Here is a 7,399-nt window from a genome sequence, read left to right as displayed (position 1 = left end):
TACTGCTGCTCCGACAGCTTCAACGCTTTCTGCCTCAGGAACTACTACTTCAAGCACTACGCTGACTTGGACCGCAGCTACTGACAATGTTGGGGTAACCGGATATAATGTATATCAAAACGGTGTATTGAAAACAACCGTTACTGGTACATCATTAGCTGTATCCGGTTTATCTGCTTCGACAGCTTACAATTTTAATGTAACAGCTAAAGATGCAGCAGGAAACGTATCGTCTGCAAGTAACATTGTAAATGTGACTACATTAAGCGCAAGTATTTCTTATTGTAATTCATCAGCAAGTACTGCTAGAGAATATATAAACCGTGTTCAATTGGGATCAATTAACAATCTTTCAGGAAACAACAACGGATACGGTAACTATACAATACAGTCAACCAGTTTACCAACAGGTTCAACAGCTTCAATTACTATCACTCCAGGATGGAATGGCATGTCGGCCAATGAAGCTTATTGTGTTTGGATCGATTTTAACCACGATGGTAATTTTGGTTCTAATGAACTCGTTTTCAGTAAATCAAAAACCAAATCTTCATCTGTAAGTGGCAGCTTTATCATTCCTTCCGCAGCGGCAGCAGGAGCTACGCGAATGAGAGTTTCCATGAAATATAATGGTTTCCCAACTGCCTGTGAAATGTTTACTAACGGAGAAGTGGAAGATTACACTGTAAATGTTACTAATGGCACTCTTGTAAAAAATGCCAACGAAACTGATGATGATTCCGTAGCAGTTAGTAAAGAAGAAGTTAGCTCACTGTCATTCAAATTATATCCGAATCCTGTGAAAGATGGAACATTATATTTTTCAGGTATCGAAAGTAATGCTTCATACAAAATCTTTACTTTGACCGGACAACAGATTGCAAATGGCAACACCAACAACAATACCATTAACGTAGAAACACTACCTTCAGGAATTTATATTATAAAAATTTCCGACAATACCACGGTTGGTACTAAACGTTTTATTAAAGAATAAAAGAACACCCTTTTAAAACCAAATCTTTTTAAGCTGTCCTCGATTGGGCAGCTTATTTTATTTATAATGGAAACATAAGGCAATTGTCACAAGACAGCTATTGAGACGAAGTCGAGGGATAACCAGCACTTTTCATTAGTAAATACAAAAACCTAATTCATTACGGATTGATTTTTTTTATGGCATGTCCTTTCAGGCCGGGCTATCCGCTGTATCTTTTATGGACCTCGTTAAAAAAACGAGATCCACAAAAGGATGCCGCTCCTATCCCTCACGCAGATCCGAATTTCAAAACACCCTTTCTGTTTTTAAAAACGACAAATCTCGCTGACGAATATTTCAAAACAAATCTCTAACACCCGCCCTATTAAACAAGGCCTCTTAAAAAAAAATGTCATGTAGAGGACTTACAGCATCACCGCCGATTTCGAAAGAAATTCGGTTTTTATATCTTTATTTTTTCAAAAAAAAGATATAAAACATAAAAAAACTCGCTAAATAAATATCTTGAAAAGCAAAAACAAAGACTTTCTCTCCCGCAGAATTGTACTAATTTTAGCTTTATTTTCTAAAAGATATAACATCTACATTTTCTACAAAAAAACAAAACTGTTTTAAAGTAAAAAACCCTCATCGATAGATGAAGGGTTTTCAAAAGTATGCATCCCACTTACTCTCCCACAGAATTTCATTGATTTTACCTTTATTTTTCCTAAAAAAAACCGATATAAAACAAAAAACTCATTGTTGAATGAAGTATTTTTCAAAAGAAAGCTACAAATCCCACAGGATTGCATTGATTTTACCTTTATTTTCCTAAAAACAGAACCGATATAAAACAAAAACCACATTATTAAATGAAGTATTTCAAAAGAAAGCCAATACTCCCATAGGATTGCACCGATTTTACCTTTATTTTTTCTAAAAATAAAACCGATATAAAACAAAAAACCTCATTGTTGAATGAAGTAATTCAAAAGAAAGCCGCTAATCCCACAGGATTGCATTGATTTTACCTTTATTTTTTCTAAAAATAAAACCGAAATAAAACAAAAAACCCTCATTATTGGAACAAGAACTTTCAAAGAAAGTCGCTAATCCCACAGGATTGCATTGATTTTATCTTTATTTTTTGTAAAAATGAAAAATGATATAAAACAAAAAACCCCTCATCGTTAGATGAAGGGTTTTCAAAAGAAAGGCGGCGACATACTCTCCCACAGGATTGCAGTACCATCTGCGCAGGCGGGCTTAACTTCTCTGTTCGGAATGGGAAGAGGTGAGCCCCGCCGCAATAACCACCTTAAGTCGTTATGCAAGGGTAATTCCGATGTATCGGAACCAACATTACAATAATATCTTAACACACTGAGATAAAAATCATGTTTATTTAGAAAGTTTGCTGCGCCCCTTGCGGGGCGCAAGCGTGTACATAAGCTTACGGGTTATTAGTACTACTCGACTATGACATTACTGCCTTTACATCTATAGCCTATCAACGTTGTCATCTTCAACGACCCTTAAAAGAAATCTCATCTTGTGGTGGGTTTCGCGCTTATATGCTTTCAGCGCTTATCCCTTCCAAACGTAGCTACTCTGCGGTGCTCCTGGCGGAACAACAGATACACCAGAGGTTTGTCCAATTCGGTCCTCTCGTACTAGAATCAGATCCACTCAAATTTCTAACGCCCACAGTAGATAGAGACCGAACTGTCTCACGACGTTCTGAACCCAGCTCGCGTGCCACTTTAATGGGCGAACAGCCCAACCCTTGGGACCTTCTCCAGCCCCAGGATGTGACGAGCCGACATCGAGGTGCCAAACCCCCCCGTCGATATGAGCTCTTGGGGGAGATCAGCCTGTTATCCCCGGCGTACCTTTTATCCTTTGAGCGATGGCCCTTCCATGCGGAACCACCGGATCACTATGCTCTACTTTCGTACCTGATCGACCTGTATGTCTCTCAGTCAAGCTCCCTTATGCCATTGCACTCTACGCACGGTTACCAAGCGTGCTGAGGGAACCTTTAGAAGCCTCCGTTACTCTTTTGGAGGCGACCACCCCAGTCAAACTACCCACCAAGCAATGTCCTCTCGGAAGAGAGTTAGATCTCAGATAAGCAAAGGGTGGTATTTCAACAATGACTCCACAACGCCTAGCGACGCCATTTCACAGTCTCCCACCTATCCTACACATCACTTATCCAAGACCAATACTAAGCTATAGTAAAGGTGCACAGGGTCTTTTCGTCCCACTGCGGGTAATCGGCATCTTCACCGATACTACAATTTCACCGAGCTCATGGCTGAGACAGTGTCCAGATCGTTACACCATTCGTGCAGGTCGGAACTTACCCGACAAGGAATTTCGCTACCTTAGGACCGTTATAGTTACGGCCGCCGTTTACTGGGGCTTCAATTCAATGCTTCTCCGAAGATAACATCTCCTCTTAACCTTCCAGCACCGGGCAGGTGTCAGGCCCTATACTTCATCTTACGATTTTGCAGAGCCCTGTGTTTTTGATAAACAGTCGCCTGGACCTCTTCACTGCGGCCAGCTTGCGCTGGCGACCTTTCTCCCGAAGTTACAGGTCTATTTTGCCTAATTCCTTAGCCATGAATCTCTCGAGCACCTTAGGATTCTCTCCTCGACTACCTGTGTCGGTTTACGGTACGGGTACTGTTAATCTAAGTTTAGAGGTTTTTCTTGGAAGCCCTTAGGCACACTATCACTTTGTCCGAAGACTCCGTGTACTATCGTATTTCACCAGTTCCCGCGCATTTTACTACGGGACCTATAGCTAAGTACTTTAACGAACTATTCCGTCAGTTCGCGGTGCTTTCATCACTCCGTCACCCCATCACAATTAACAGTAGTACGGGAATATTAACCCGTTGGCCATCGACTGTCCCTTTCGGGTTCGCCTTAGGACCCGACTAACCCTCAGCTGATTAGCATAGCTGAGGAAACCTTAGTCTTTCGGTGTGCGGGTTTCTCGCCCGCATTATCGTTACTTATGCCTACATTTTCTTTTCTAACCGGTCCAGCATGCATCGCCACACACCTTCAACCCTGTTAGAATGCTCCCCTACCACTTATACTTACGTATAAATCCATAGCTTCGGTAGTATACTTATGCCCGATTATTATCCATGCTCGTCCGCTCGACTAGTGAGCTGTTACGCACTCTTTAAATGAATGGCTGCTTCCAAGCCAACATCCTAGCTGTCTGGGCAGACAAACCTCGTTTTTTCAACTTAGCATACATTTGGGGACCTTAGCTGATGGTCTGGGTTCTTTCCCTCTCGGACATGGACCTTAGCACCCATGCCCTCACTGTTAGGAAACATTATATAGCATTCGGAGTTTGTCAGGAATTGGTAGGCGGTGAAGCCCCCGCATCCAATCAGTAGCTCTACCTCTATATAACTTATATCTAACGCTGCACCTAAATGCATTTCGGGGAGTACGAGCTATTTCCGAGTTTGATTGGCCTTTCACCCCTACCCACAGGTCATCCGAAGACTTTTCAACGTCAACCGGTTCGGACCTCCACTATGTGTTACCACAGCTTCATCCTGCCCATGGGTAGATCACACGGTTTCGCGTCTACCACTACTGACTAAAGCGCCCTATTCAGACTCGCTTTCGCTACGGATCCACACCTGAAGTGCTTATCCTTGCCAGCAACGGTAACTCGTAGGCTCATTATGCAAAAGGCACGCCGTCACCCCACGAAAGGGCTCCGACCGCTTGTAAGCGTATGGTTTCAGGATCTATTTCACTCCGTTATTCACGGTTCTTTTCACCTTTCCCTCACGGTACTGGTTCACTATCGGTCTCTCAGGAGTATTTAGCCTTAGCGGATGGTCCCGCCAGATTCAGACAGGGTTTCACGTGCCCCGCCCTACTCAGGATACCACTATCCTTATCTTCCATTACTTATACGGGACTATCACCCTCTATGGTTAACCTTTCCAGGTTATTCTAATTCTGTCCGCAAGAAATATCGTGGTCCTACAACCCCGTCATTGCCGTAACAACAACGGTTTGGGCTAATCCGCGTTCGCTCGCCACTACTTACGGAATCACTTTTGTTTTCTTCTCCTCCGCCTACTTAGATGTTTCAGTTCAGCGGGTTTGCCCCCTATCGGGTACTATGTCTTCAACATAGTGGGTTGCCCCATTCGGATATCTGCGGATCAATTCGTATGTGCCAATCCCCGCAGCTTTTCGCAGCTTATCACGTCCTTCATCGCCTCTGAGAGCCTAGGCATCCCCCATACGCCCTTATTTTGCTTATTGTACCAATCGTAAAGTTAATTACGACCGTTTTTTTCGTTTCTGTTCCGAAGAACAAAAACACTTTCTACTTTTTAAATGTTTTTTTATCTCAATATGTCAATGAACTTTTAGCTATCAAATAGCTTTGTGGAGAATATCGGAGTCGAACCGATGACCTCCTGCGTGCAAGGCAGGCGCTCTAGCCAGCTGAGCTAATCCCCCAATTTGAATTCAGAATTTTGAATTCAGAATTACGAATTGTGAATTCTCATCTTCCAGAATTTCCTTTTACAATCAAAAAACTTAGTAGTCCCGCCCAGACTCGAACTGGGGACCCCTACATTATCAGTGTAGTACTCTAACCAGCTGAGCTACGAGACTCTGTTTTTTAATTATTGTAATATTTGAACTAACAGCGAGAGTAATTCTCTTTGGATTAATTATGACCTATATCTTAATCTTTCTCTAGAAAGGAGGTGTTCCAGCCGCACCTTCCGGTACGGCTACCTTGTTACGACTTAGCCCCAGTTACTAGTTTTACCCTAGGCAGCTCCTTGCGGTCACCGACTTCAGGTACCCCCAGCTTCCATGGCTTGACGGGCGGTGTGTACAAGGCCCGGGAACGTATTCACCGCATCATGGCTGATATGCGATTACTAGCGAATCCAGCTTCACGGAGTCGAGTTGCAGACTCCGATCCGAACTGAGAACGGTTTTGAAGATTCGCGCCTACTTGCGTAGTGGCTGCTCTCTGTACCGCCCATTGTAGCACGTGTGTAGCCCAGGACGTAAGGGCCGTGATGATTTGACGTCATCCCCACCTTCCTCACGGTTTGCACCGGCAGTCTTGTTAGAGTTCCCGGCATGACCCGCTGGCAACTAACAATAGGGGTTGCGCTCGTTATAGGACTTAACCTGACACCTCACGGCACGAGCTGACGACAACCATGCAGCACCTTGAAAGACGTCCGAAGAAAAAACTGTTTCCAGTCCTGTCGTCTCCCATTTAAGCCCTGGTAAGGTTCCTCGCGTATCATCGAATTAAACCACATGCTCCTCCGCTTGTGCGGGCCCCCGTCAATTCCTTTGAGTTTCATTCTTGCGAACGTACTCCCCAGGTGGGATACTTATCACTTTCGCTTAGCCACTCAGATTGCTCCGAACAGCTAGTATCCATCGTTTACGGCGTGGACTACCAGGGTATCTAATCCTGTTCGCTCCCCACGCTTTCGTCCATCAGCGTCAATATAGTGATAGTAACCTGCCTTCGCAATTGGTATTCCATGTAATATCTAAGCATTTCACCGCTACACTACATATTCTAGTTACTTCCCACTAATTCAAGTCTAACAGTATCAATGGCCGTTCTATCGTTAAGCGATAGGCTTTCACCACTGACTTATTAAACCGCCTACGGACCCTTTAAACCCAATGATTCCGGATAACGCTTGGATCCTCCGTATTACCGCGGCTGCTGGCACGGAGTTAGCCGATCCTTATTCCTACAGTACCGTCAAGCTCGGACACGTCCGAGTGTTTCTTCCTGTATAAAAGCAGTTTACAATCCATAGGACCGTCATCCTGCACGCGGCATGGCTGGTTCAGGCTTGCGCCCATTGACCAATATTCCTCACTGCTGCCTCCCGTAGGAGTCTGGTCCGTGTCTCAGTACCAGTGTGGGGGATCTCCCTCTCAGGACCCCTACCCATCATTGTCTTGGTAAGCCGTTACCTTACCAACTAACTAATGGGACGCATGCTCATCTTATACCGTTGGAACTTTAATTATTAAATGATGCCATTCAATAATACTATGAGGTATTAATCCAAATTTCTCTGGGCTATCCCTCAGTATAAGGTAGATTGCATACGCGTTACGCACCCGTGCGCCGGTCTCAAGGTTGCAAGCAACCTCTACCCCTCGACTTGCATGTGTTAGGCCTGCCGCTAGCGTTCATCCTGAGCCAGGATCAAACTCTTCATCGTATATTTTAATATTGTCGATTAAAGATGCTAGGTTAATTCTAATCTACTTGAGTTTTACTCTCTCTTAATTTTGAAACGAATTGCTTCGTTTCAATGCTGTCAATTCAATATGTCTATGAACGTATTCTTCTTA

General features: G+C 43.8%; 1 protein-coding gene, 2 tRNA genes and 3 rRNA genes. 1 reads left to right on the top strand and 5 read right to left on the bottom strand.

The window, feature by feature from the left end:
* On the top strand, window positions 1-997 hold a 997-nt coding region (locus FLJC2902T_RS14770; protein ID WP_035679108.1), incomplete at its 5' end, for a GEVED domain-containing protein.
* 1,196 nt (window positions 998-2,193) lie between these two features.
* Here the strand turns inward: FLJC2902T_RS14770 and rrf are convergent.
* From rrf to FLJC2902T_RS14740, 5 genes are all read right to left on the bottom strand, one after another.
* A 5S ribosomal RNA gene (gene rrf, locus FLJC2902T_RS14760) occupies window positions 2,194-2,303 on the bottom strand.
* Between the two features lie 122 nt (window positions 2,304-2,425).
* Window positions 2,426-5,302, bottom strand: a 23S ribosomal RNA gene (locus tag FLJC2902T_RS14755).
* 127 nt (window positions 5,303-5,429) lie between these two features.
* Window positions 5,430-5,503 (bottom strand) — tRNA-Ala (locus tag FLJC2902T_RS14750).
* A gap of 85 nt (window positions 5,504-5,588) precedes the next feature.
* Window positions 5,589-5,662 (bottom strand) — tRNA-Ile (locus FLJC2902T_RS14745).
* A gap of 88 nt (window positions 5,663-5,750) precedes the next feature.
* Window positions 5,751-7,266 (bottom strand): 16S ribosomal RNA (locus FLJC2902T_RS14740).
* The 16S, 23S and 5S rRNA genes sit together here with 2 tRNA genes alongside, the layout of an rRNA operon.
* Between the last annotated feature and the right edge of the window lie 133 nt (window positions 7,267-7,399).

This window comes from Flavobacterium limnosediminis JC2902, assembly GCF_000498535.1.
Lineage (GTDB): Bacteria > Bacteroidota > Bacteroidia > Flavobacteriales > Flavobacteriaceae > Flavobacterium > Flavobacterium limnosediminis.
The sequence above is the reverse complement of the archived record's forward strand: the minus strand, read 5'-3'. Positions and strand labels throughout refer to the sequence as shown.